The following is a 25,275-nucleotide window of genomic DNA, read 5'->3' as shown; positions in this document are numbered from 1 at the left end:
AGACTATAACGTAATAGTACTTGTGTTTGTTTATAACTTAGAAAAAGATAAAAATAGCTTTTTTTCTAAAGCATTAAACAATTATAAATAAATCCTAATATAGATAGGGATTGTATCCTTTTTTATAAATTTACAAAAAATTAAAACCATTGAAGAAATCTTTAAATTTCATAATTTATAGCTTAGTATTGCTTTGCGTCCAAACCACTTTGGCTCAAGCCCCAAAAAAAATACAAATCGAACAATCTGATTTTGCTGATGTGGATCAACTTAAAGTTCCTGACGCACTTTTATTAACTGGAAATGTTAGGGTAAGTCACGACGGTGTAATTTTAACTTGCAATAAAGCATATTTTTTTCAGAAAGAAAATTATCTAAAAGCTTTTGGAAATGTGCAATTGGTGCAGGGAGACACTTTATTTTTGAACAGTAATTATGCTGAATATAGTGGCGAACTAAAAAAAGCTTTTGCAACTGGTAATGCCGTCATGAGTTCGCCAGACGCTACTCTTGCTACAGATACCATCAATTTTGACAGAAACACTCAAGAAGTTTTTTACAACACACAGGGAACCATTATAAACAAAGACAATACCCTTAAAAGTAAATCGGGAAGGTATTATGTTTCGCAGAAAAAATTTCAGTTTTTAACGGCTGTTACCCTAACCAACAAAACCTACGAGATCAAGTCCAATCATTTGGATTATTACAGTAATTCAGGACATTCGTACCTATTTGGTCCTTCTACCATTACCAGCAAAGCCAATTATATCTATACCGAAAAAGGGTTTTACGACACTAAAAAAAATCTGGCCCATTTTCTGAACAAATCCTACATAAGGTACGATGATCGAGTGATAAAAGGAGACAGTTTGTATTATGACAGGAATAAAGAATTTGCATCGGCAACACGAAATGTAAAAATTACCGACTCCATCAATCGAGGAGTTATTCGAGGTCATTATGCCGAATTGTACAAAAAGAAAGACTCGATGTTTGTGACCAAAAGAGCTTTGGCGGTCAACTTTGTAGATAACGACTCCGTTTATATTCATGGAAAAAAACTAATGGTCACGGGTAAAGAAGGAGACCGGATCATTCGTGCCTTCAATAATGTACGCTTTTACAAAACCGACATGAGCGGAAAATGTGATTCGATTCATTCGAGTTCCAAAATATCTTTGACAAAATTAATTGGCAACCCAATACTTTGGAATGGCGACAATCAAATCACTGGGGATGTAATGCATTTAATAGGTGATAGTAAAACTCAAAAACTGGATTCTCTCAAAGTCCTCAACAATACCTTTCTGGTCTCGAAGGATACTCTGGGAACAGGTTTCAATCAAACCAAAGGGCAAAATTTATTTGGAAAATTTCAAGACGGAAAACTTCACAATGTTGATATCATCAAAAATACTGAAGTCATTTATTATATGCGAAATGATGCCAAGGAACTCATTGGAATCAATAAAAATGTGAGCAGTAAAATCAGTATTCTTTTTGACAAAAACGCGGTAGAAACCATCACTTTCTTTAAGCAAGTTGATGGCGATATTTATCCTGAAGCCGATTTACCCGAAAATGCCCGAAAACTACGGGGACTCAATTGGCGTGGTGATGAACGAATAAAGTCTAAAGACGATGTATTTACTGAAGAAGAAAATGCAGAAGAACTCAAAGTCATCGAAGCAACTATAAAAGACAAAGCCAAGAAAGAAACACCGATGAAGATTCGGAAAGAAACGTTGAACTATGACAAGAAGAAGAGTAAGAAGAAGTAAACAAGTTGCAGTTAAACTATTTTAAACGATTAACCAAATATCCGTGAATCCTGATTTCCTGAAATACCAAGCACAAACATCACCTTATCCTTTGGGTATGGAAGTTTCTCATGCAATAGGTTCCTATATATACGATACCAACAACAAAAAATATTTAGACTTTGTTGCGGGTGTTTCGGCTTGCACGCTTGGACATCAAAACAAAAGAGTTAATGACGCTATAAAGAATCAACTGGACAAGTATTCTCATGTGATGGTCTACGGTGAATATTCCCAAAGTCCTGCAGTAGAATATTGCAAATTGATGGCTTCCCTCCTGCCCGCTCCTTTAGACAAAACCTATTTGGTCAATTCGGGTACCGAAGCCATAGAAGGTGCTTTAAAACTAGCCAGAAGAACAACAGGAAGAAGTCAGTTGATTTCTTGTCACAATGCTTATCATGGCAATACTATGGGCTCTATGAGTGTTATGGGATTTGAGGAACGCAAACAAGCCTTTCGACCATTACTACCAGATGTAGATTTTATCACTTTCAATAATGAAGCCGATTTACAAAAAATAACCACCAAAACTGCCGGGATTATCCTTGAAACTATTCAGGGAGGAGCTGGTTTTATCGAGCCCCATAATGATTTCCTAAAAAAAGTCAGAGCACGTTGTACCGAAGTTGGAGCCATAATGATACTCGACGAAATTCAGCCGGGATTTGGTAGAACTGGAAAATTATTTGGTTTCCAAAACTATGATATCGTTCCTGATATTGTTGTTATGGGAAAAGGAATGGGAGGCGGAATGCCAGTAGGAGCATTCACTGCGTCAACTGCAATGATGGATTTATTGAGCGAAAATCCAAAATTAGGACACATCACCACCTTTGGGGGACACCCTGTCATTGCGTCAGCTTGTTTGGCTACTTTGAAAGAATTAACCGAGACCACGCTAATGTCGGATGCTTTAGAGAAAGAAAAACTCTTTAGAACACTTTTGGTACATCCTTTGATACAAGAAATTCGAGGCAAAGGATTAATGCTCGCAGCAATGACAAAAAGTGCTGAGATCACAAATGAAGTAATTTTAAAATGTCAAGACAGAGGACTAATTTTATTTTGGCTACTTTTTGAAGGTTGCGCAATCAGAATTACGCCGCCGCTCACCATATCAGAAGATGAAATTCGAGAAGGATGCGCCATAATTCTTGAAGTAATGAACGAGATAATCATATAAGATTGCAGCTTTTATTTTTAGAAAATAGAAAATAAATTTTAGAATATTGGTTTAGAAAACTAGAATTGGCATTGAAAAACTTGTTAATTAAATTGTTCACAACAAATAAAATTCTTCCTCACAACAACAATACGTTTTCCTAATTTTAATATAGGATAATTTAAAACACACAGTATGCAATTAAGCAACGAAGAAGAAGAGTATAACTTATCCCTATCCAAATTTGAGTCTATGTTGAAAACCAACAAAGTACTCTTTTTTGACTCCGAAGAATTTGAAGAAATTATTCTTCATTATCTCGATATGGGCAAGCCTGGATTGGCCAAAAAAGCACTAAAACTAGCACTAGATCAGCACCCAAAATCTACCGGATTAAAATTAGTTCAAGTAGAAATGCTCATCTATGACGACAAACTAGAAATAGCCGAAAAATTATTGAACGAGCTTTATGCCATAGAACCTACAAACGAGGAGATTTATATACAAAAAGCAAATATCTGTTCTAAAAGGGATCAGCACGAAAAAGCAGTTGAAATGCTGAAAATCGCATTGGATTATACCGATGATTATGCAGATGTCTATAACTTAATTGGAATGGAATATCTTTTTATGGACAATCTCGAATTGGCCAAAGAAAGTTTCATCAAATGCCTTGAAGAAGATTTTGAAGACCAATCTGCATTATACAATGTCGTGTATTGCTTCGAATTTTTGGATCAAAACCAAGATGCAATTTTATATTTAAACAAATACATCGACAAAAACCCATATAGCGAAATCGCCTGGCATCAATTGGGACGTTTGTACTATGGAGTAAAAGAATATGAAAATGCAATTCGTGCTTTTGACTATGCCACTCTGATTGATGATGAGTTTCTTGGTGCTTTTATGGAAAGAGCCAAAGCTTTTGAGCGATTAAAAAAATACCAAGAAGCAATCGAAAGTTATGAAAGAACAATCGAACTCGACGATGCCACTTCTTATGCTTTGCTTCGAATAGGAAAATGCCATGAAAAATTGGGTAATAAAGTTTTGGCACTAAAATTTTTCAACAAAACAGTGCATGAAGACCCACTTTTAGACAAAGGCTGGATTGCAATTACTGATTTTTATGTACGTCAAAAAAATTTCCAAAAAGCGTTATTTTATGTCAATAAAGCACTGGCAATTGACAACCAAAATAGATTGTACTGGAAACGTTTTGCAACCATCAACAAACAAATGAACTTCTTTGAAGAAGCTGAATTTGGATATAGAAAAGCAGTTGAGTTTGGAGATTATCAATTGGATACCTGGTTATTTTGGGTTGATATTCTTCAGTTCTTGGGAGAATTCGAGAGTGCTATTCAAACCTTATTGCAGGCATCCGAATATTTCCCTGAAGAAAACGAAGTCGAATATCGTTTGGCGGGTTTGTATTATATGCTTCAGGACAACACCAAAGCCAAGTTTCATTTGAGTAACGGACTCCGTTTGAATAGAGATAATTACATTATAATTGAAGACTTATTCCCAGTAGTATGGGCAAAAAAAGTAGTTCGAAATTATATTGAAAAACTTAAAAAATAATAATGATTGAAATAGTAAGAAAACGTTTTGGTTTGTTAGGTCGCAATATTAATTACTCGTTTTCGAAAGGGTATTTTACAGAAAAATTTAGCAAAGAACATTTTGAAGGTTGCTCCTATGAGAATTTTGACATTCCTGACATCAACTATTTTACTGAATTAAGAAAAAACAATACCGATCTTAACGGACTCAATGTTACTATTCCTTACAAAGAAGTAATTATTCCTTTTTTAGATAAATTATCAAAAAATGCGGTTCAAATAGGTGCTGTAAACACTGTAAGATTTACCAAAAAAGGCAAACTAAAAGGATATAATACGGATCATTACGGTTTCAAAAAATCCTTAGAACCTTTATTAAAACCGCATCACAAAAAAGCGTTAATTCTGGGTACTGGAGGTGCTTCAAAAGGCGTAGCTTTTGCATTAGACCAATTGGAAATTGCCTATACTTTTGTATCTCGTGAAGCCAAGGAAAATGCCATTGACTACAGCCGAATCAACGCTACAACTTTTGACAATTATCAAATAATAATCAATTGTACGCCAGTAGGAACCAGCCCAAATGTAGATTTATTCCCGCTTATCCCTTACGAATTTTTCACAGAAAAACATATTGCCTACGACTTGATTTACAATCCTGCCGAGACCCAATTCCTAACTAAAGCAAAAGCAAAAGGTGCTGTTATAAAAAATGGTTTGGACATGCTTATTTTTCAGGCCGAAAAGGCTTGGTCTATTTGGAATAAATAGGAAAAGGAAACTGCTTTTACAGTTTTTGCAATAAATTCAAAAAACACAAAAGTCCTCAAAATGAAAACTCATTTTGAGGACTTTCTGCTTAAAACAAACAAGCATAAAATTTACAATAATTTTTATTTTACACTTAAATTGATTACAAATTTGACATAGCACCTAGAATATTTTAATTATATTAGCTTAAACATTAAACTAACAGCTATGAAAAATATTCTATATCTCCTATCCATAAACTTACTCTTCATTTGCTCCTTACAAGCACAGGAGGACGCCGTAGCTGAAATTAATCCTTTTGCAGATGTGAGATACAATTATTTCAAAAAAACGGTTATTTTATTCAATGAATATTTGAATACTGATTCTGGGTCTTTCAATACTACCGATTTTAGAATCTTAGAACCTATCGGTAAGAAAGATTGGAATCTTAGACTTGATGTTCCTTTGGTTTCTACAAATACCAATTCTATAAACAAAACAGGTCTCGGAGATATTTCGTTTGCGACTTCCTATATAATTGCACTAAACAACAAAAGAGGAATTGGAGCCAGAGCAAAAGTAATTTCCAATTCGGCTAGTAATCCAAGTTTTGGTAGTGGAAAATGGGTTTTTGTACCTACATTGTTTTACGGTTTATATATTGACAAATCAAGAAAATTATTATGGCTTACAGATGTAGAATATCAAGTAAGTTTTGCTGGATCCAGTAATAGAAACGATATAAGTACATCTGTTTTTGAAAATGCATTGATATTCAGTTTTCAAAAAAATTGGATTGCTGGCAACGTAGCCTTTCGATACAATGATGTAATAAATGGTTTTCAAAATTCTGCTTACTTAGAATTTGGTCGAAAATTCAGCAAAGAATCTATGTTTTATATACATCCTAGTATAGGTTTTGGAGATAAAAAGGCATATAATAACGGTTTAGAATTAGGTTTAGTTATTTTATATTAAAAGAAAATAGACAGACAAATTGTTATAAAAATCAATACTTTTCATTTATTCCAGTTTTTCATTTCAAAACAATTTATTATTCAAAAAAAATTCAACAAATCTTCAAAAAAAGGATTGAAGTCATAAATTATGCCTCAAAAACAAGAATTTTCATTATAAACTAGCTATAAATAATGTATTTATTTTGAATTTAGACACACCTTTACTATCTTTCGCATTCGATAAATAGAAACCTTATACATTTTAAAATGTTAGAAGAAAAGAATGATAACCTGCAAGAAGCAGATGGAAAAATAGCCAATGAATTGCAAGATACAATTCAGTCTGAAGTACCTGCTCAAGAAGAAAATGAAGTAACCGATTCTGTCTTGGAAGAAAGTGTATTAGACACTGAATCTGAAACAATAGTTACAAATGAAAGTGTAGCCAATGAAAATCAAAATGTTCTAGATGCCATTGCCGACTCAAATGCTGAAGAAAGCGAAGACGAAACCCTAAAAGAGCGTCACGATATTCCGATGCTTGATTATGACACATTATCAATGGAAGCACTCGTAGATGAATTGAAAAATTTAGTTACGAATGAAAAAGTAATGTCCGTTAAAGAACATGTAGAAGAGATCAAGAAAGCTTTTTTAGCCAAATACAATCATCTCTTAGAAGAAAAAAGAGAAGAATTCAATCAGGAAAACCAAGATCCAAACGAAGAATTTCAATATCACTTGCCTTTAAAGACGAAATTCGATCAGTATTACACAATCTATAAAGACAATAAAAACAGTCATTTTAAGAGTTTACAAACCAATCTAAAAACAAATTTAGAAGTTCGATTGGCTATTGTAGAGGAATTAAAAGAATTAATAAACCCACAAGCAAACATTAAAGACACCTTAAAGCATTTTAATGAATTAAGAGAGCGTTGGAAAAATGCAGGCCCTATTCCAAAAGACAAATACAATCATGTTTGGAATAATTTTCATTTTCATGTAGAGAATTTTTACGATTATTTACACTTGGATAGAGAAGCCAGAGATATTGATTTTAAACACAATTTAGATCAAAAACTAAAAATAATTGCTCGTGTAGAAAAATTGGTTGACGAAGCAGATATCAACAAAGCTTTTAGAGAATTGCAGGATTTACACAGAATCTGGAAAGAAGATATTGGTCCTGTTTCTAGAGAACATCGTGATGAAATTTGGAACAAGTTTAGCGAACTGACCAAAAAAATGCACGATAAAAGGGAAATATTGTTTGAGAACCAAAGAGGTACTGAACTTGAAAACCTTGAAAAGAAAAAAGAAATCATTGCCAAAATAGAAGTTCTGGCAACCGAAAAAGTCAATGCACATTCACAGTGGTTGGCTCAAATAGAAAAAGTAGAAGCACTACGTACAGAATTTTTCTCAGCCGGAAAAGTTCCATCTGATGTAAATGAAGCAACATGGGCTGCGTTTAAAACAGCTGTCAGAAATTTTAACACGTTTAAAAATTCTTTCTATAAAGACATTAAAAAAGATCAAAACGACAATCTGAATAAAAAAATTGCGCTGGTAAACAAAGCGAAAGAGTTGCAGGAAAGTGAAGATTTTGCCACAACTACTCCTATAATGAAACAAATTCAGGAAGAGTGGAAAAAAATAGGGCATGTTCCCAGAAAATATTCTGATAAAATCTGGAATGAATTTAGAGAGGCTTGCAATCATTATTTTGACAAATTAAAAGAGCAAAAAAATGAAGAAAACGTTGACGAAGTAGAAGCTTTTGATAAAAAGAAAGCCTATTTGGAAACTTTAAGAGCATTTCAATTAACCGGTGATCACAAAACAGATTTGGATGCCATTAAATTACACATTGAAACTTGGAAAAATTTTGGAAAAGTGCCTTTCCCAAGAAGACATATTGAAGGGAAATTCAATAAAATTCTCGATGCTTTATTTGAAAAATTAAGTTTAAGCAAAAAAGACACAGAAATGATGCGTTTCTCCAACAGAATAGATCATTTATCTGAAAGCAATGATACGAGAAAACTAGATAATGAAAAAATCTTTTTAATGCGTAAAATAGAAGAAGTTCAAAATGAAATTTTTCAATTGGAAAATAACATTCAGTTTTTTACCAATACCAGAAATGCAAAAAAGGAAAATTCAATAGTTTTAGAAGTTCGAAAAAATATAGCAATTCATAAGGAAAGTCTTGATGTGTGGAAAGAAAAACTAAAACAATTGAGAAATATGAATCAAGAATAAATTCATACTGATCATAAATTAAACCCTCGGAATTTTAAAATTCCGAGGGTTTTGCTTTTATAAAATTTAACGTTCATTTACAATAATACCTTCGTAAATCAAAAACTTATTCTCTAAATTTGTCGGATGAAAACCTTTTGGAAATTTATTGTAATTATTGGTCTGTTTATGCAATTCTCATTTGCATACAGCGCAAATCAATACGCAATTCCTACTTTTCAAAAAGAAAATAACAGCTCCCTTAGCAAAGAAAGTTTAAGCTCTTCACATTTTATTCAACCTAGTGTTGATAGAGGAGCTTTAGATTTAAAACACAATAACCGCATTTCGGTAGACCTAAGTGACTGTACCCTATCATCTTTATTATTTTCTAGTTTTAAAGAAAATAACCCTAAAATCGCTGTATTTGATCAAGACATTGACAGATGCAGTCAAGTTTCTATTTTACTTTTTCCTTTTCATTTTTTTTGGTGAATAACCATCATGATTAAACTATTTTAAAAGCCAACTTTGCTTTTAATTCCTCCTTGGCTCCTTTTGAACAAGGAAAATAAATCATTATAAATAATCCAAAAAAAATAAAAAAATGGACACATCCGTAACCATAATAGGACTCATAATTACAATCTTGATAGGTATTCCGATAACATTGGTCTTTCGTTCTAACATAACAAATAGAAAAAAAATTACAGCGATAAAAAACCAATACAGTCAAAACAATCATTATAATTTTGAATTAACAGAGTCACAGAACAAAAAAATATTGTCAATAGATCAAAAAAATAAAGGCTTTTTGTTTATTGATTTTAGCTACAAAAAAGAGACAGCTTATTTTGTTGATTTAAAAAACATTCTATTATGCAATTTGATTGCAAATAATGAAAACAAATCAAATACGATCACAAAAGTCGAAATTGAACTTGTTCATAAAAATACTATGAGAAAAGAAATGATTCCCATTTACAATATCGAAAATCATTTTTTGGATTTTAATTGTTTGCATGAAGACCATAAAATGGCAAAAAAATGGGTTGATTTAATCAACAATTCCATTGCATAACAACTAAAAAAGAGGTTCACATAGAACCTCTTTTTTTTATATAGCTATAATCTTATATGATAATTATCATTTTAAATGTTAAAAAGTCATACTACTTTTGATATATAAATCATTTCTATTATGAAAAGTTCACTCATTCAAAAATATAATGTTCCTGGCCCAAGATACACCAGCTATCCTACGGTTCCGTATTGGGATGAGTCAGGATTTACAAATCAAAAATGGATAGAGACTCTTAAAAAATCTTTCATTGAAAGCAATTCAAAAGAAGGGATTAGTCTTTATATCCACCTACCTTTTTGTGAAAGCTTATGTACTTTTTGTGGATGCAATAAACGTATTACCAAAAACCACAATGTTGAAAATCAATATATAGAAGCTGTTTTAAAAGAATGGACTATTTATTGCAATATTTTGGAAGAAAAACCAAGAATTAAAGAAATTCATTTGGGAGGGGGAACACCTACTTTCTTCTCTATAAACAACTTAGAATACTTAATAAATGGAATACTATCACTAGCAGATAAGGCGGAAGGATATGAATTCAGTTTTGAAGGTCATCCTAATAATACAACTCACGCACAGTTACAAAAATTGTATGATTTGGGGTTTCGAAGAGTGAGTTTTGGGGTTCAGGATTATTCTGAAAAAGTTCAAAAAGCAATTAATCGAATTCAACCTTTTCACAATGTTGCCAAAGTTACTTTTTGGGCAAAAGAAATAGGATATACTTCTATTGGTCATGATATTATTTTCGGTTTGCCTTTTCAGAAAATTGAAGATATTATAGATACTATCGAAAAAACCAATTCGTTGCAACCCGACAGGTTGGCATTTTATAGTTATGCCCATGTACCCTGGATAAAAGGAAATGGTCAACGTGGATTTCATGATGAAGATATACCAAAAGATGTTGTCAAAAGAAAATTGTACGAAATAGGGAAAGAACTATTATTTGAAAATGAGTATTACGAGATAGGCATGGATCATTTTGCTCTAAAAACGGACAGTCTTTATAACTCATTTAATAATAAAACCTTACATAGAAATTTCATGGGATATAGTTCCTCTAAAACTCAATTAATGATTGGTCTAGGAGTATCTGCTATTAGTGACAGTTGGTATAGTTTTGCTCAAAATATCAAAACAATTGAAGATTATTATCAATTATTGAAAGAAGATAAGTTACCCATTTACAGAGGCCATTTACTTACTGACGAAGATTTAATCATAAGAAAACATATTTTGAATTTAATGTGTAAATTCGAAACGAGTTGGGAAGATACAGCCAATTATTTTTCAGAAATACCAGAAATCCTTATTCAGCTTAAAGAAATGGAAAAAGACGGTTTACTAACGATCCAAAAAAACAAAATACAAATTACTGACGAGGGAAAACCGCATGTACGTAATATTTGTATGGCCTTTGATCTAAGATTAAGAAGAAAAGCACCTGATACCGCATTATTTTCTATGACAATATAATTTCAATACACCTGTATATCAACAAAAAGTCAATTAATGACAATTGGCTTTTTCTTGTACGTATAAGTTCATATTGGAAGGAGAAATATAGGGTATACCCAATCCTAATCCTCTCAAAATAAAAAGCATCCCAATTACAACCCCAACATAAGGAATCGCTTTTTGAATTTTATTTCTAAAAGGAACTGTAAAAAAAGTATTGACATAAACAACAGTACTCATCAAAGGTACTGTTCCTAAACCAAAAAGAATCATATACAAAACTCCCAAGCTGGCACTTTGCATGGCTATTGCTCCAAACAAAGCAACATAAACCATTCCGCATGGCAAAAAACCATTAAGTAATCCTATTATGAAAAGGGATTTGTAACTTTTATTTTTAAAATGACTCCCTAAAGTCTGTTTTATTTTTGAAATCCACCTATAAACAGGTTTAGAAAAATTGTACTGTGCCAAAATTTTTTCTGGAACCAAGATAACCAAAATCATTGCAACCCCAACAAAAATAGACAATTGCTGCTGAATTCCAGCCAAAAAGAATCCTCTTCCCAACAATCCGAATAACAGTCCTATACTTCCATAAGCTGATAATCTTCCTAAATGATACGTAATAATTTGGGTTGTTTTCTTTGCAGGATTCTTTCGATCTACCGGCAACATCATGGCGATGGGGCCACACATGCCAATACAGTGAAGACTACTGATTAAACCAAACAAAAAAGCGGTATAAAGCATTGTGATTTTAGATTTTAGAATGCAGATTTTAGAATGCAGATTTTACAATGAAATAATTTAATTTTTTTTTTCACTATTTTCTATATTCTAACATCTTAACTCTATTTTTCTTTCTATTTTATATAAATCTCCTCTTTTGTCAAATACGATTTTCCATTATATTGCCATTCCATATTGACATACCAAACACCTCCAATAAATTTTGATTTAGGAATAATCAAATCAGAATTGGACAAAACAAGTGGCAACTGAAAATCAAACTTTTTGCTCGATGGTCTATAAAGAGCAACCGTTCCCTTAATATTTTTGGGAATAAAATCGGCGGGAAAAGCTATTTTTATTTCGTCAGTTTCAACCGAAATTATTGGCTTTACCGTTAAATCATGTGCGTTTTGAATTCGAGCCATTTCATCTTGAAAATGAACATCATGTTTATAATATTCCTCAACAACCAATTCATTGTCATATTTACTATCGGATTGCACTTTAAAAACAAAGTACAATATAAAGGTCATAAACAACGCAAAAGCAATAACAATTGCAGTTCCCCAGTTAATTTTCATTTTTTACTATTTTATAACTTATTTAATCAAAGCTTCTTGGGCTCAGGAAATTTGTTGAAGTGGTTTCAATTATTTTATCACCATTGTAAACATCAATTTTGATTTTAGTTTTATCGTGTTCCAATAAGTACTGATGAATTTCAACAAACAACGTTCCAGAACTCATTCCTTGTCTTTTGACTTTAAACTCTTGTTGCCCAACCACATTTATTTTCCCTTGAATGCCATTTAACTTGAAATGTATATCATCGAAATCTAAATTGGTTTTATTAATAATTTTGAAAGTAAAAACATTGCTTATATCATCACCTTTATGCTGATATAATTGACCTGGCAATCTAAAAATGGTAGCCTCAACTTCAGTTCTCAAAAATAATAAACCTGTCAAAACACCAATTAAAATAACCAATACGGCTGTATAACCTTTCATTCTGGCAGTAAATCTGAACTTGGATTTTTTTTCAATTTCATCCTCCGATGCATATCTGATTAATCCTTTTGGCAAACCTACCCCTTCCATGATTGTATCACACTCATCAATACAAGCTGTGCAATTGACACACTCTAATTGCGTCCCGTTTCGAATATCAATACCTGTAGGACAAACGTGAACACATTGCTTACAATCAATACAATCGCCTTTTCCAGTTGCAGCTCTGTCTTCTTGTTTATTATATTTTGCACGACCGGCTTCTTTTTCACCCCGAACAAAATCATAAGCCACATTTATCGATTTATTATCTAACAAAACGCCTTGCAACCTTCCGTATGGACAAGCAATAATACATACTTGCTCTCTGAACCAAACAAAAACAAAGTAGAAAACCCCTGTAAAAATAAGCAAAGAAATTAAAGTACTGACATGATTTTTTGGGCCATCTTTAATCATCATTATCAATTCGTCACTACTTATCAAATAGGCTAAAAAAATATTGGCAATAAAGAAAGAGATAATTAAAAAAATTGTCCATTTTAAACCTTTCTTTCTGATTTTTTCGGCATTCCACTCTTGTTTAGAAAGCCTAATTTGTGCACCTCTATCCCCTTCAATCCAATATTCAATTCTGCGAAAAACCATTTCGAGGAAGATTGTTTGCGGACAAATCCATCCACAAAAAATACGTCCAAAAATTACGGTAAAAAGGATAACAAAAACTACCCCTACAATCATAAAAAGTACAAATAAATAGAAATCTTGAGGCCAAAAAGGAAATCCAAAAATATTGAAACGACGTTCCAACACATTGAACATCATAAATTGATTCCCATTGATCTTTACAAATGGATTTGCAACAAGTATAGCCAATAAAAAATAACTAACCCATTTTCTATATTCATAAAACTTTCCTGAAGGTTTTTTTGGAAATACAAATTTTCTATTACCTTCTTCATCAATTGTCCCAATAGTGTCCCTAAAAGCTTCGTCTGGTAAATTTGACATTTTATTTTTTAATTTAAAATTAAAAAAAAGCTTTGCCTAGGTTTTAAACTATTGACAAAGCTCATTGGTTTGTAATTATATTATTTTTTTACTTGAGTAGTATCTATAGCAACAGGAGCTGTAGTAGTTTTTGTTACTGTTTCATCTACCCAAATCTCTCCTTCTGATGCTTTCGGATCTTTTGGATTACTTCCTCTCAAAGATATAACATAACTGGCAACATGTTGAATATCTTTTGGTTTTAATCCATTTTTCGACCAGGCAATCATCCCTTTTCCATCACGACCACCATTTGTTATGGTATGGAAGATATTTTTAATTCCACCACCTAAAATCCAATTATCATCCGTTAAATTAGGTCCAATTTGCCCTCCTCCATCTGCTCTGTGACACGCCACACAATTTGTGGTAAAAATTGCTTTTCCAGCAGCCAAATCGGCAGGATCAGTCAATAAAGTCACAGATTTTTCATCCATTAAATCTGGAGCTGTTTTCATATATTCAGCTACTTCAATTTTGGCTTGTGTCATTTCATTTTTCAATTCCATTTCTTGATCTGGAGCGCCCATAATTTCATAACGAACCAAATATACCGCTGCAAAAACAATACATGCGTAGAAAAGATACACCCACCATGGTGGTAAATTATTGTCTAATTCTCTTATACCGTCGTAATCATGATCTAGTAATATTTCGCCTTCATCTTCAATTGGTGCATTTTTATTAACAAAGAATCCAATAATTTTTTTAACAACTGGACTGTCTTTTATACTCAAATTATTAACGGCATTTACTTGAGCTTTCTGATCTTCAGTCAATAAATGATAGGTAATAGTGTCAACTGCGTTTATTGTAATTTCTATTGCTATTAAAAGAAAAAGAAAAACTAATAAAAAGAGCAAAACCATTGGGAATTTTATAAAAGCCGGACGATCTCCTGAGTCAATAAAATACTCCATTGCTCCAAAAACGGCAAAGAAAATTAGCGGTACGCGTATATATGCTGGGATTAATTTTTTCATTTTTTATCGATTTTGAAAATTATACTTGTTGATTATCATCCAAAGGAATTTGACTCAATTCATCGATTTTTTCTTTTTTATAAGAAAACACCCAAAAGGCTAATCCGATAAAAAAGGCAAAGAAAATGAGTAACGACAGTATTGGATAAATCGCAACTCCTGCGATAGTTTCCATATTATGTTTTATTTGTTCAAACATGGCGCTTACTTATTAGTATTATCTTTTACTTTAATGTCAGTTCCCAATCTTTGTATATAAGCAATAAGCGCAACGATTTCTCTTTCATTCATCGGAATAAATTTCTCGCCTTTGGCAGCTGCTTTTTTCTTGCTGTCTTCATAACTTGCAACAAAATCAGGGTCATTTTTAAGACTTCCCTCAATTGCAATCGCTTGAGTTCTTAAATCTTTCAATCCATTTGCAATTTGTGTGTCTGTGTAAGGCACCCCAAGAGTAGCCATGGCTCTCATTTTCTTTTCGGTCAATGATATATCCAATGGTTTGTTATCAAATAACCATTTATATCCTGGCATTATTGATCCTGCAGAAATACTTTGTGGACTCCAAAAGTGGTTAAAATGCCAATTGTCATTGTATTTACCTCCTTCTCTTAACAAATCTGGTCCGGTACGTTTAGATCCCCATAAGAATGGATGATCGTAAACAAATTCACCTGCTTTTGATTGCGGCCCATATCGTTCTACTTCACTACGGAAAGGACGAACAGACTGAGAGTGACAACCTACACAACCTTCACGAATGTATATATCACGACCTTGCAATTCTAAAGGAGAATATGGTTTTACGCTTGCTATTGTTGGTATATTAGATTTTACCATAATCGTTGGAACAATTTGTATGATTCCTCCAATTAAAATAGCAATAGTAGCAAAAATGGTCAATAAAATCGGTTTTCTTTCCAACCATGCATGGTATTTCTCACCTTTAATTCTTCCGCTATTTATTTGTTGCAGTGCTGGTGCTTGTGCCATTTCGTCTTCAATAGAAGAACCTGCTTTTACTGTTTGTATAATGTTGTAAACCAATACTAACATTCCTGTTAAGTATAAAGTTCCTCCGGCAGCTCTCATCCAATACATTGGCATAATTTGAGTAACTGTTTCCAAGAAATTACCATAAGTTAAGGTACCGTCAGGATTAAATTGTTTCCACATAGAAGCTTGCAAAAACCCTGCTACATACATAGGAAGTGTATAAAGTATAATTCCCAAAGTTCCAATCCAGAAATGGAAATTGGCTAATTTTATGGAATATAAAGTACTTTTTGTCATTCGTGGTATCAACCAATAAATCATCCCAAAAGCCATAAAACCATTCCATGCCAATGCTCCAACGTGTACGTGAGCAATAATCCAATCGGTATAATGGGCGATAGCATTTACATTTTTTAAGGATAACATTGGCCCTTCAAAAGTAGCCATACCATAACCCGTAATAGCCACTACGAAGAATTTTAAAACTGGATCAACTCTTACTTTATCCCAAACTCCTCTTAAAGTTAGAAGTCCGTTAATCATACCACCCCAAGATGGAGCAATCAACATAATAGAGAATACAACTCCTAAGTTTTGAGCCCAGGTAGGTAAAGCAGAATATAATAAATGGTGAGGTCCTGCCCATATATAAATAAAAATTAAGGACCAGAAGTGTACAATTGATAATCTATAAGAATATACAGGACGATTTGCCGCTTTGGGAACAAAATAATACATTAAACCTAAAAATGGTGTTGTCAAGAAAAAAGCAACCGCATTATGGCCATACCACCATTGTACTAATGCATCTTGAACTCCTGCATAAACCGAGTAGCTTTTCATTGCTGAAACAGGTAGTTCCAAACTATTAAAAATGTGCAATACAGCAACAGTTACAAATGTGGCAAGGTAAAACCAAATAGCAACATACAAATGGCGCTCTCTTCGTTTTAAAATAGTTCCAATCATATTGATACCAAATACTACCCAAATTAAGGCTATAGCAATATCTATTGGCCATTCTAACTCAGCATATTCCTTGGAAGAAGTATATCCCAACGGAAGAGAAATTGCCGCAGCCACAATAATTAATTGCCAACCCCAAAAATTTAGGTTACTCAAAAAATCACTGAACATTCTGGCTTTCAGTAATCGCTGTAAAGAATAGTAAACACCCGCAAACATTGCGTTTCCAACAAAGGCAAAAATAACAGCATTTGTGTGTAAAGGTCTCAATCTTCCAAAACTCAACCACGAAATCCCGTCGGTGATGTTTGGAAAAAGAAACATAATGGCTAAAATAAGCCCTACTAACATTCCTACCACACCAAAAACAATGGTGGCATAAATGAATTTCTTTACAATTTTGTTGTCGTAATAAAATTGTTCCATTTCCATAATTAAATTTGTTTTTCTTCTGTTGTTTGTATTTTACTTTTGGTGGTAATTTTTAATTCATCGTCAAAAAGCATCCTGACCGATGGGGTATAATCATCATCGTACTGACCTGTTTTTACTGCTACAATAAAAGCAACAAAAAAGCCAATAGCAACAATTATACTAATGGAGATTAATAAATAGATGACACTCATACCTTAATATTATGTTAAACAAAAATACTTTTAAGTCTTTTTATAAAAAATGACAATTATCATATTTATTGAAATATGTTAAATTTATGAAAAAAAACTAAACATTTACCTATTAAACTATTTTATTTTTCTCGAATAATAATTACTCATTAAGGTCACAAAACTCACTATCGTTATGGTACTGAGCGGCATAATTATAGCTGCTACCAATGGACGTAGGTTTCCTGTTATTGCAAATGTCAAACCAACAACATTATATAAAAGTGATAAAGTAAAGCTCATTTTGATAGTTGTAATCGCCTTATGTGATAATTTCAAAAAATAATTCAGCTTTTGAAACTCTTTTGCATCCAAAATGGCATCGCAAGCCGGTGAAAAAACATTCACATTTTCAGATATTGAGATACCAACATTACTTTGTGCCAAAGCCCCAGAATCATTAAGACCATCACCTACCATCATCACATTTTTACCTTGGTCCTGCAATGCTTTTATAAATTCAAGTTTTTGTTCTGGTTTTTGGTTAAAAATCATTTCGGTTCCTTTAGGCAGAAGGGATTCCAATAGTGCTCTTTCTCCTTCATTGTCGCCAGACAAAACTTTCAGTTGATACTTTGCACTTAAATCATTGAATAATTTTGAAAGCCCTTCTCGATATTCATTATTAAAAATATACTTCCCAAAATAGACTCCGCCAATTTTTACATGAACAGAAGTTCGATCCATAAATTCTTTTGGAGTATCTACTCGGTCGTTTTCAGAAAGAGGCAAACAAAAATCAGCTGAACCCATTTGAATCTGAATACTTCCGATCTCGGCTTGAATTCCTTTTCCAGTTATTTCATCAAATGAGTCTAATTTTAATCGCTTACTTTCAGGCAAAAAATCATACAACATTCTACTCAAAGGATGATTAGAGGCACGAAGTACATTTTTTATTAAAATAGAATCAGCTTCTGAAAACTGGTTTCCTTCATAAGATATATTTGATTTTGTATTGGTTGTTATGGTTCCGGTTTTATCAAAAACAATAGTATCAACTTTGGCCAATTGTTCTATTACTAATGCATTTTTGAGATAGAATTTCTTTTTTCCTAAAATACGCAATACATTGCCCATGGTGAAAGGAGCCGTTAAGGCCAAGGCACAAGGGCAAGCCACAATAAGAACCGCAGTAAAAACATTGAAAGCAATATTGGCGTCAATAAAAATCCAATATCCGAATCCTGAAAATGCTATTAATAAAAGTATTGGCGTAAAATAGCGACTTATTTGATCTGTAATTGTTTTGTGCTTTTGCTCTACATTTTTTTGAAAAACATCATTGCTCCATAATTGAGTCAAATAACTTTGAGAAACGGTGTGCAAGACTTCCATTTCTATCACTTTACCTATTTGCTTTCCGCCTGCAAATACTTTATCACCCGATTTTTTGGTAATTGGAATGGCTTCTCCTGTTACAAAACTATAGTCAATATCGGCTTTATCCGAAATCAAAATTCCGTCAACAGGAATCAATTCCTGATTTCTTATTAGCAATCGATCGCCTTTTATAACATCATAAATAGGTACACTTTCTTCGGAAGTATCACTTTTAATTTTGGTGATTGCAATTGGAAAATAAGATTTGAAATCTCTTTCGAAACTAAGAAAACTGTACGTTTTTATTTGAAACATTTTTCCCAATAACATAAAGAAAATAAGACCGGTCAAACTGTCAAAAAAACCAGAACCATAGTTCATTACAATATCAAAAGTACTTCTCACGAACATAACAATAATACCCAAAGCAATAGGAATATCGATATTGAGCATTCTTGATTTTATACTTTTATACGCTGAAACATAATAGCCGCTTGCCGAATAAAAGAAAGACGGCAAAGACAGGGCAAAAATCAAACCTCTGAAAAAAGATCTGTAATTATCCAACCAGAATTCTTTTACCTCGAAGTATTCGGGAAAAGATAACAACATTATGTTTCCAAAACAAAAGAAAGCGACACCCAGTTTGTAGGTCAAACTTCTATCGACATTGTTTGTGCCTGTTTCATAATTTTCTAGACTGATATAAGGTTCATAGCCAATTGAACTCAATAAACAAACAATCGTTTTTAAGGAAGCTATTTCGGGATTATAATTGATTCTAACTTTTTTCTCAGGAAAATTGACTTGTGAAGTGTTTATTCCTTTTTGAAGACGTTGTAGATTTTCCAAAATCCAAATACACGAACTACAATGTATGTGAGGAATGCTAAGTGAAATAATAGCGGTTGAATCTTCTTGAAATTCCAACAATTTTGTAATAATACTTTCATTTTCTAAAAAATCATATTTTCCGTTAATATCTTGAGGTGTTGCGCCCGGTGATTTTTCAAAATCATAATAACAAGTCAAATCATTCAGGCTAAAAATTTCGTAAACTGTTTTACATCCATTGCAACAAAATTCCTTTCCGTCAAAAATGATTTCTTCTTCTTTTACAATATCTAAACCACAATGAAAACAGTTGTTTTTCTCCATAAATTAAGGGCTTTTTAGCGGGTGCAAATTTTACAAATTGATTGCGGTAAAAACAATGATAATTATCATATAAATGTATAACTTTACAGCCTCAAATCCAATTTCATTATGAGTAGCAAATGTGAACAATGTATCGTCAGAGAATTTAGTACACTAAAAGCGCTAAACAAAGACGAACTTATAAAACTATCAGAATGTAAAACATCCAAGATCATCAAAAAAGGTGAAAACATTTTTGAGGAAGGTGAGAATGTAAATGGTATTTTTTGCGTTAAGGAAGGTATTTGTAAATTGACCAAATTGAGTCCAAACGGTAAAGACCATATTGTAAAATTGGTTACCAAAGGTGAATTATTGGGACAACGATCCATGATCAGCGATGAACCTGCAAACTTAAGTGCCATTGCACTTGAAGATATGCAAGTTTGTTTTATTCCAAAAAATGAAGTGATGGGATTTTTTGACAAAAACAATCAGTTTTCAATGAATGTTATGAAAACGATTTGTGGTGATCTAAAAATTTCTGATGAACACATGGTTAATATGGCTCAAAAATCGGTAAAAGAACGATTAGCAGAGACTTTAATCTATTTGCACGATTCATTCGGAAAAAATACCGACGGAACTTTAAAAGTGCAACTATCAAGAGATGAGCTAGCCAGCATGATAGGAACAGCCACCGAAAGCTGCATTCGATTATTATCTGATTTTAATAAATTAGGTTTGATAGAACTGATTGGTAAAAAAATAGTTTTGAAAGACATTAATAAATTAAAAAAGATTGCTGACTAAAGTTTGAACTGTTTTCTGAATACTGGTAACTCAAACTAAAGTTTCTTGGCTTCATTCCAAAAAACGTCCATTTCTGCAAGTGTCATATCCATAAGTGGTTTTCCCAATTCGCCTGCTTTGCTTTCTAAATATTGAAAACGTTTAATGAACTTTTTATTGGTTCGTTCCAAAGCATCTTCGGGATTAATGTTCAAAAATCGGGCGTAATTTATCATTGAGAATAATACATCTCCGAATTCGGCTTCCATCTTATCTTGATCTCCAGCAGCAACTTCAACTTGTAATTCTTCCAATTCTTCTTGTACTTTGTCCCAAACCTGGTGTGATTCTTCCCAATCAAAACCTACTCCTTTTACTTTATCCTGTATTCTGCTTGCTTTTACTAGTGCAGGCAGACTTTTTGGAACACCTTCGAGAACCGATTTTTTTCCTTCTTTCAGTTTTAATTTTTCCCAATTTTGTTTTACTTCTTCTTCATCTTTTACCACTACATCACTGTAAATATGAGGATGACGGTGAATCAATTTTTCGCAAATATCATTACATACATCAGCCATATCAAAATCGTTCGTTTCACTGCCTATTTTGGCATAAAAAACAATATGCAATAGTAAATCTCCCAATTCCTTTTTTACCTCGTTTAAATCGTTGTCTAATATAGCGTCTCCCAACTCGTAGGTTTCCTCAATGGTAAGATGACGAAGTGTTTGCATCGTTTGCTTTTTGTCCCAAGGACATTTTTCACGTAGATCATCCATTATATCCAATAATCTTTTGAAAGCTTGCAGTTGAAGATCTTTGTTCATTTTTTGTTTTGGGTTTGAAGGATTCCTGATTTTAAATTAATCCAGATTCCGTTTTTTTTTTATAGGAGAGTGAATAATTGGCTTTAACAAAAATAAAAAAAATCCTGTCAAGAATATTCTTAACAGGATTAAATATAACTAAGAGTTATAAATTACTCTTTTTTAGCTTTTGCTTTTTTAGCAGGTGCTTTTACTTTTGGAGCAGCAACCTCTTCTACAACTTCAGCCGGAGCTTCGGCAACAACTGGAGCATCATCAACAATCAAGCCTCTTTCCTGAAGCATATTGTACCAGTTTAGTATTTTTTTGATATCGGAAGGATATACTCTGTCTTCATCATATTCTGGCAATATGTCTCTAAAATAAGCAGTCAATTTTGCATTGTCTTCTTTATGAGAAATAGCTGCACCTTTGTTTTCTTTATTGGCAATATTTTGCATTATTTCAGACAATGGTTTTTCGCCTTCATAAGTGTAAATAGAAATTTCAGACAATAGACTTACATTACTTTTTAAACTTACGGTAATTTTTTTTCCATCCAATAAAGATTCAGCAACAAAGCCCGTTCTTGTTTGTACTTTTAAAACATATAAACCCGGTTTCCCAGAAATGGATAATATTTTTTCTAAATTCATTTTTATTTTTTTATTTATTCTTTATTAAAAATCTAAATATTTATCCCGTTAACTGACAGGACTTACAACTGATAACATAAAACTATCTTCCTTTTTTGGCAAAAAACTTCATTCGGTAATCTTGAAAAGTTTTCCCTTCGGTGATGTTTTTTAATTTTTTTTGAATCAAACGTTTTTTCAAAGATGATATTTTATCGGTAAACAAAATTCCTTCTATATGATCATATTCATGTTGAATAACTCTGGCTATTAAACCATCAAAGACTTCGGTTTTCATAACAAAATCTTCTTCACAATATTCAATTGTTATCGTTGGATTTCTATACACATCTTCACGAACATCTGGAATACTCAAGCAGCCTTCATTAAATGCCCACTCTTCACCTTCTTCTTTTATCATTCGAGCATTAATGAATGTTCTTTTAAAACCGTTCAACTGTTTTTGCTCTTTATCTCCCAAATCTTCATCATCACTAAAAGGTGTGGTGTCAATGACAAACAATCGCAATGACAAACCTACTTGTTCTGCAGCAAGTCCAACTCCGCAAGCATTATACATGGTTTCATACATGTTTGCGATAACTTCTTTCAAATTTGGATACTCAGGCGTAAGTTCTTCTCCTATTTTTCTCAAAACAGGATCACCATACCCTATAATTGGTAATATCATTCGTGTTGTATTAATTATTATCTTACTGTAAACTAAAGTGGAAATACCATTTAATTAGGTTGGCAAAAATAGTAAAAAAATACATAATGATTAATCGCATTTTGATAATTAGCATTTTTTTGTAATTTAGTAACAAATCTAAGCCTTCAAGGCCTAAAATAATTGTACAAACTTTACCTTTGTATCAAATCAAAATTTATGTTCAATAAAATTGAAAGTTTTACAGATAGCACCTATTTTACCAATGCATTAAAAGCAACCATTTCTGCGGTTATTCCTGTAATAGTATTTTCTTTTTTAGGCCATTTTGAAATTGGTTTTACCATTGCACTAGGAGCTTTTTTAACTTATCCGAGTGATATTCCCAGTAGTTTAAAGCATAAAATAAACGGAATTATTGTCACTGCCTTTTTGATTGCAGGTGTCAATTTATTAATCAATATTACCTACCCTGTTCCATTTGTTTTTTATCCCTTTTTTTCCATCTTGGTTTTCATTTTAGCAATGCTGTCCGTTTATGGACAGCGAGCCACTTTTACCTCATTTTCTGCATTATTATCTGTATCATTATCTTTTTCTCATCTTCATACTGGACTAGAGATGGTGCAACATTCTGCTTTAATATTGGCAGGAGGTCTGTTTTATTTACTCATTTCATTAGTGTTTTATTACGTAAGACCGTATCGTTATGCCGAATCACAAGTTGCAGAATGCATCAAATTAACCTCCAAATACCTAAAATTAAGAGGTGATTTGTGGAACAGCATTGCAGACAGAAAAGTAATTCTTGAGAAACAATTGCATTTACAAGTAGAACTCAACACCATTCATCATAATATAAGAAGAGTGCTTATTGGAAAGCAAATTAATGCCGTTTCTTCCAATCAAAATAGAAAAATGCTCATTGTCTTTATCTCTTTAGTAGAAATATTGGAATTAGCTTTGTCTACTTCATTCGACCATAATCGATTGCATAAAAAATTCGAAAAACATCCGCAAATTTTAGCCACTTATCAAAACTTAGCCTATAATTTGGCATCAACATTAAAACAATTATCAAAAAATATTGAAAAAAGAACCAATTATGTTCCAAAACATAAGTTATCAAAACATTTATTAGCTTTAGAAACAGCTATAATCGAATATGAAAATGAGCTTGGAAAAACAGAAGCAACCGAAGGAGTTCTGATGTTAAAAACCATGCTGGAATATGCCGAAAAGCAAATCGAAAAAATTAAAGTTATAGAACGTGCTTTTACATCGGTCTCGAACACCTATGATTTCAAAGGAAAAGATAAGGATTTAGAAAAATTTTTAACTCCCCAATATTATCCAATTAGCACATTTATTGAAAATATAAGTTTTTCGTCAACTATCTTTAGGCATTCCTTACGGTTGACGGTTACCCTTATTTTAGGAGGTATTGTAGGCACCTTTCTTCCGTTTCAAAATGTATATTGGATTTTAATGACCATAATCATTATTATGAGACCTGGTTACGGATTGACCAAACAGCGATCGATACAGCGTGCTATTGGAACAGTCATTGGCGGTGTAATTGCATTCAGTATTTTATCCTTAATGCCCAACCATTTTTCATTAAGCATTTTGGCCATACTGTGCATGTTACTTGGGTTTTCTTTTACCCAAACCAATTATACGGTAAGTGCCACTTTTGTAACCATGTATATTGTTTTTCTTCATGGAATATTGTCTCCTGATTTTGTTAATGTTATTCAATTCAGAATCATAGACACTTTAACAGGAGCACTATTGGCTTATTTTGCCAACCATTTTTTGTGGCCTTCATGGGAATACATTAAAGCTCCTGAATACTTAGAAAAATCGATTATTGCCAATAGAGATTATTTAAAAGAAATATTTGTTTTTTATACCAAAAAAGGAGAAGTCACCACTTCGTATCGTCTGGCAAGAAAAAATGCATTTATAGAAATTGGAAACCTTATGGCATCATTTCAAAGAATGTCACAAGAACCAAAATCCAAACAAAAGAAAATAGTTGTGCTTTATAAATTGACAGAACTCAACCATTCCTTGCTTTCATCGACAGCTTCATTAGGAACTTATATACAATCCCACAAAACAACTCCTTCCTCAAAAGCATTTACCATTGTAGTGGAGAAAGTTCTTAAAAACCTCGACCAAGCAATTGCACATTTGAAATCAGAAATAATTGTTGACCCCAATGAAATTTCAAAAGAAGAATTAGCCAATCGATTCATCGAATTAAAAAACATTAGACAAAACGAACTACAAGAAGGAAATAAAATAGACGAGGAAGCTTTTGCCTTAAAAATGCAGGAAGCACAACTGGTGATCGAACAATTGATTTGGCTCACCAATTTATCTGAAAATATTTTAAAAAATACAAAGATACTAATGGAAGATTAAGAAAATT

General features: G+C 32.6%; 22 protein-coding genes. 11 read left to right on the top strand and 11 right to left on the bottom strand.

The features are described 5' to 3' along the window. Window positions 1-149: 149 nt before the first annotated feature. The 9 genes from OLM57_RS10690 to hemN all read left to right on the top strand — a co-directional run bounded on the left by OLM57_RS10690 (window position 150) and on the right by hemN (window position 11,084). Window positions 150-1,784: an OstA-like protein gene (locus OLM57_RS10690; RefSeq protein ID WP_264563683.1), complete on the top strand. Its 1,635-nt coding sequence runs from the start codon at window positions 150-152 to the stop codon at window positions 1,782-1,784. A 43-nt stretch (window positions 1,785-1,827) separates the two neighbouring features. Next, on the top strand, window positions 1,828-3,009 hold the full coding sequence (locus tag OLM57_RS10685) for an aspartate aminotransferase family protein (RefSeq protein ID WP_264563682.1): 1,182 nt from the start codon (window positions 1,828-1,830) through the stop codon (window positions 3,007-3,009). Window positions 3,010-3,183: 174 nt separating this feature from the next. Next, complete coding sequence (locus OLM57_RS10680) at window positions 3,184-4,578, top strand: tetratricopeptide repeat protein (protein ID WP_264563681.1); 1,395 nt, start codon at window positions 3,184-3,186, stop codon at window positions 4,576-4,578. A gap of 2 nt (window positions 4,579-4,580) precedes the next feature. Further along, window positions 4,581-5,330 carry a shikimate dehydrogenase family protein gene (locus OLM57_RS10675; RefSeq protein WP_264563680.1) on the top strand — a complete coding sequence of 250 codons (750 nt, stop codon included), beginning with the start codon at window positions 4,581-4,583 and terminating at the stop codon, window positions 5,328-5,330. A 207-nt stretch (window positions 5,331-5,537) separates the two neighbouring features. Further along, window positions 5,538-6,290 (top strand): lipid A phosphoethanolamine transferase, encoded by a 753-nt coding sequence (locus tag OLM57_RS10670; RefSeq protein WP_264563679.1) that lies wholly within the window; start codon window positions 5,538-5,540, stop codon window positions 6,288-6,290. A gap of 248 nt (window positions 6,291-6,538) precedes the next feature. Further along, window positions 6,539-8,539: a DUF349 domain-containing protein gene (locus OLM57_RS10665; RefSeq protein ID WP_264563678.1), complete on the top strand. Its 2,001-nt coding sequence runs from the start codon at window positions 6,539-6,541 to the stop codon at window positions 8,537-8,539. A 126-nt stretch (window positions 8,540-8,665) separates the two neighbouring features. Continuing rightward, on the top strand, window positions 8,666-9,013 hold the full coding sequence (locus OLM57_RS10660; protein WP_264563677.1) for a hypothetical protein: 348 nt from the start codon (window positions 8,666-8,668) through the stop codon (window positions 9,011-9,013). A 112-nt stretch (window positions 9,014-9,125) separates the two neighbouring features. Beyond that, window positions 9,126-9,599 (top strand): hypothetical protein, encoded by a 474-nt coding sequence (locus OLM57_RS10655; protein WP_264563676.1) that lies wholly within the window; start codon window positions 9,126-9,128, stop codon window positions 9,597-9,599. 120 nt (window positions 9,600-9,719) lie between these two features. Then, window positions 9,720-11,084: an oxygen-independent coproporphyrinogen III oxidase gene (gene hemN, locus OLM57_RS10650; protein ID WP_264563675.1), complete on the top strand. Its 1,365-nt coding sequence runs from the start codon at window positions 9,720-9,722 to the stop codon at window positions 11,082-11,084. Between the two features lie 33 nt (window positions 11,085-11,117). Here hemN and OLM57_RS10645 read toward each other — a convergent pair whose 3' ends face one another. The 8 genes from OLM57_RS10645 to OLM57_RS10610 form a co-directional block, all read right to left on the bottom strand. Beyond that, window positions 11,118-11,819, bottom strand: a complete 702-nt coding sequence (locus OLM57_RS10645; protein WP_264563674.1) for a sulfite exporter TauE/SafE family protein — start codon at window positions 11,817-11,819, stop codon at window positions 11,118-11,120. A gap of 113 nt (window positions 11,820-11,932) precedes the next feature. Beyond that, entirely contained in the window at window positions 11,933-12,382 is a 450-nt protein-coding gene (locus tag OLM57_RS10640) for a FixH family protein (RefSeq protein WP_264563673.1), read from the bottom strand. A 22-nt stretch (window positions 12,383-12,404) separates the two neighbouring features. Next, window positions 12,405-13,823, bottom strand: coding sequence for a cytochrome c oxidase accessory protein CcoG (gene ccoG, locus OLM57_RS10635; protein WP_264563672.1), 1,419 nt, complete (start codon window positions 13,821-13,823; stop codon window positions 12,405-12,407). An 80-nt stretch (window positions 13,824-13,903) separates the two neighbouring features. Continuing rightward, window positions 13,904-14,845 carry a cbb3-type cytochrome c oxidase N-terminal domain-containing protein gene (locus OLM57_RS10630; protein ID WP_264563671.1) on the bottom strand — a complete coding sequence of 314 codons (942 nt, stop codon included), beginning with the start codon at window positions 14,843-14,845 and terminating at the stop codon, window positions 13,904-13,906. A 19-nt stretch (window positions 14,846-14,864) separates the two neighbouring features. Further along, window positions 14,865-15,044, bottom strand: coding sequence for a cbb3-type cytochrome oxidase subunit 3 (locus tag OLM57_RS10625; protein ID WP_264563670.1), 180 nt, complete (start codon window positions 15,042-15,044; stop codon window positions 14,865-14,867). A 5-nt stretch (window positions 15,045-15,049) separates the two neighbouring features. Further along, window positions 15,050-17,239, bottom strand: a complete 2,190-nt coding sequence (gene ccoN / locus OLM57_RS10620; protein WP_264563669.1) for a cytochrome-c oxidase, cbb3-type subunit I — start codon at window positions 17,237-17,239, stop codon at window positions 15,050-15,052. Window positions 17,240-17,241: 2 nt separating this feature from the next. After that, the gene (gene ccoS, locus OLM57_RS10615; protein ID WP_264563668.1) at window positions 17,242-17,433 is read right to left on the bottom strand and encodes a cbb3-type cytochrome oxidase assembly protein CcoS; all 192 of its coding nucleotides are present in this window, start codon (window positions 17,431-17,433) and stop codon (window positions 17,242-17,244) included. 117 nt (window positions 17,434-17,550) lie between these two features. Beyond that, the gene (locus OLM57_RS10610) at window positions 17,551-19,953 is read right to left on the bottom strand and encodes a heavy metal translocating P-type ATPase metal-binding domain-containing protein (protein ID WP_264563667.1); all 2,403 of its coding nucleotides are present in this window, start codon (window positions 19,951-19,953) and stop codon (window positions 17,551-17,553) included. A gap of 108 nt (window positions 19,954-20,061) precedes the next feature. Here OLM57_RS10610 and OLM57_RS10605 point away from each other — a divergent pair, with 108 nt between their 5' ends. Beyond that, window positions 20,062-20,745, top strand: a complete 684-nt coding sequence (locus OLM57_RS10605) for a Crp/Fnr family transcriptional regulator (RefSeq protein WP_264563666.1) — start codon at window positions 20,062-20,064, stop codon at window positions 20,743-20,745. A gap of 35 nt (window positions 20,746-20,780) precedes the next feature. On the opposite strand, the gene mazG is transcribed toward OLM57_RS10605, so the two are convergent. The 3 genes from mazG to def form a co-directional block, all read right to left on the bottom strand. Continuing rightward, the gene (gene mazG / locus OLM57_RS10600) at window positions 20,781-21,551 is read right to left on the bottom strand and encodes a nucleoside triphosphate pyrophosphohydrolase (RefSeq protein WP_264563665.1); all 771 of its coding nucleotides are present in this window, start codon (window positions 21,549-21,551) and stop codon (window positions 20,781-20,783) included. A gap of 152 nt (window positions 21,552-21,703) precedes the next feature. Continuing rightward, window positions 21,704-22,186, bottom strand: coding sequence for a DUF5606 domain-containing protein (locus OLM57_RS10595; protein WP_264563664.1), 483 nt, complete (start codon window positions 22,184-22,186; stop codon window positions 21,704-21,706). Window positions 22,187-22,268: 82 nt separating this feature from the next. Beyond that, entirely contained in the window at window positions 22,269-22,856 is a 588-nt protein-coding gene (gene def, locus OLM57_RS10590; RefSeq protein ID WP_264563663.1) for a peptide deformylase, read from the bottom strand. 198 nt (window positions 22,857-23,054) lie between these two features. On the opposite strand from def, the gene OLM57_RS10585 reads away from it, so the two are divergent. Beyond that, window positions 23,055-25,268, top strand: coding sequence for an FUSC family protein (locus OLM57_RS10585; protein WP_264563662.1), 2,214 nt, complete (start codon window positions 23,055-23,057; stop codon window positions 25,266-25,268). The last annotated feature ends 7 nt before the right edge of the window (window positions 25,269-25,275 follow it).

This window comes from Flavobacterium sp. N3904 (assembly GCF_025947305.1).
Taxonomy (GTDB): Bacteria; Bacteroidota; Bacteroidia; order Flavobacteriales; family Flavobacteriaceae; genus Flavobacterium.
Note: the sequence above shows the minus strand (reverse complement) of the source record. Positions and strands in the feature narration are given on the sequence as shown.

Bases quoted from the DNA above. Each gene is read 5' to 3' on its own strand.
- OLM57_RS10680 (WP_264563681.1), top strand. From the start codon at position 3,184: ATGCAATTAAGCAACGAAGAAGAAGAGTATAACTTATCCCTATCCAAA.
- OLM57_RS10675 (WP_264563680.1), top strand. From the start codon at position 4,581: ATGATTGAAATAGTAAGAAAACGTTTTGGTTTGTTAGGTCGCAATATT.
- OLM57_RS10670 (WP_264563679.1), top strand. From the start codon at position 5,538: ATGAAAAATATTCTATATCTCCTATCCATAAACTTACTCTTCATTTGC.
- OLM57_RS10665 (WP_264563678.1), top strand. From the start codon at position 6,539: ATGTTAGAAGAAAAGAATGATAACCTGCAAGAAGCAGATGGAAAAATA.
- OLM57_RS10660 (WP_264563677.1), top strand. From the start codon at position 8,666: ATGAAAACCTTTTGGAAATTTATTGTAATTATTGGTCTGTTTATGCAA.
- OLM57_RS10655 (WP_264563676.1), top strand. From the start codon at position 9,126: ATGGACACATCCGTAACCATAATAGGACTCATAATTACAATCTTGATA.
- hemN (WP_264563675.1), top strand. From the start codon at position 9,720: ATGAAAAGTTCACTCATTCAAAAATATAATGTTCCTGGCCCAAGATAC.
- OLM57_RS10645 (WP_264563674.1), bottom strand. From the start codon at position 11,819: ATGCTTTATACCGCTTTTTTGTTTGGTTTAATCAGTAGTCTTCACTGT.
- OLM57_RS10640 (WP_264563673.1), bottom strand. From the start codon at position 12,382: ATGAAAATTAACTGGGGAACTGCAATTGTTATTGCTTTTGCGTTGTTT.
- ccoG (WP_264563672.1), bottom strand. From the start codon at position 13,823: ATGTCAAATTTACCAGACGAAGCTTTTAGGGACACTATTGGGACAATT.
- OLM57_RS10630 (WP_264563671.1), bottom strand. From the start codon at position 14,845: ATGAAAAAATTAATCCCAGCATATATACGCGTACCGCTAATTTTCTTT.
- OLM57_RS10625 (WP_264563670.1), bottom strand. From the start codon at position 15,044: ATGTTTGAACAAATAAAACATAATATGGAAACTATCGCAGGAGTTGCG.
- ccoN (WP_264563669.1), bottom strand. From the start codon at position 17,239: ATGGAAATGGAACAATTTTATTACGACAACAAAATTGTAAAGAAATTC.
- ccoS (WP_264563668.1), bottom strand. From the start codon at position 17,433: ATGAGTGTCATCTATTTATTAATCTCCATTAGTATAATTGTTGCTATT.
- OLM57_RS10610 (WP_264563667.1), bottom strand. From the start codon at position 19,953: ATGGAGAAAAACAACTGTTTTCATTGTGGTTTAGATATTGTAAAAGAA.
- OLM57_RS10605 (WP_264563666.1), top strand. From the start codon at position 20,062: ATGAGTAGCAAATGTGAACAATGTATCGTCAGAGAATTTAGTACACTA.
- mazG (WP_264563665.1), bottom strand. From the start codon at position 21,551: ATGAACAAAGATCTTCAACTGCAAGCTTTCAAAAGATTATTGGATATA.
- OLM57_RS10595 (WP_264563664.1), bottom strand. From the start codon at position 22,186: ATGAATTTAGAAAAAATATTATCCATTTCTGGGAAACCGGGTTTATAT.
- def (WP_264563663.1), bottom strand. From the start codon at position 22,856: ATGATATTACCAATTATAGGGTATGGTGATCCTGTTTTGAGAAAAATA.
- OLM57_RS10585 (WP_264563662.1), top strand. From the start codon at position 23,055: ATGTTCAATAAAATTGAAAGTTTTACAGATAGCACCTATTTTACCAAT.